Origin of the sequence: Streptomyces sp. URMC 123, from assembly GCF_051386515.1 — a bacterium.
Taxonomy (GTDB): domain Bacteria; phylum Actinomycetota; class Actinomycetes; order Streptomycetales; family Streptomycetaceae; genus Streptomyces.
In genome coordinates this window covers 1-521 of record NZ_JBPQTV010000699.1, presented here as the reverse complement: position 1 = coordinate 521, position 521 = coordinate 1, and the positions used below count along the sequence as shown (strand labels likewise).

The 521-nt window shown below is 72.4% G+C and carries 1 protein-coding gene; it reads right to left on the bottom strand.

Features of this window, described 5'->3' with window-relative positions; all coding sequences use genetic code 11:
• Positions 1-521, bottom strand: a 521-nt coding sequence (locus ACSNOD_RS31695) for a homocysteine S-methyltransferase family protein (protein ID WP_436770516.1), incomplete at both ends; no start/stop codon positions are given.

Sequence of the window (521 nt, the reverse complement as noted above, 5' to 3'; positions counted from 1 at the left end):
ATGCCCAGCGGCTCCAGCGCGGTCAGCGCGGCACCGATCTCCGAGCCCAGCAGCATCGTCCCGGTCGTCTCCACCGTGACCGAGCAGATCAGCGGCAGGGCGATGCCGGCGACCGCCATGGCGCGGCGGGCGCCGAGGAGGGCGGCCTTGGTCTGGAGGAGGTCCTGGGTGGTCTCCACCAGCAGCGCGTCCGCGCCGCCGGCGATCAGCCCCTCGGCGTTCTGCTGGTAGGCGTCGCGGAGCGTGCCGTACGGGGCGTGGCCGAGGGTCGGAAGTTTCGTTCCGGGGCCCATCGAGCCCAGCACCCAGCGCTGCTGTCCGGTGGCGGCGGTGTACTCGTCGGCGACCTCGCGGGCGATCCGGGCACCGGCCTCCGACAGCTCGAAGACCCGCTCGGAGACGTCGTACTCGGCCAGCGCCGCGTAGTTCGCGCCGAAGGTGTTCGTCTCCACGCAGTCGACCCCGACCGCGAAGTACGCCTCGTGCACCGAGCGCACGATGTCCGGCCGGGTCACGTTCAG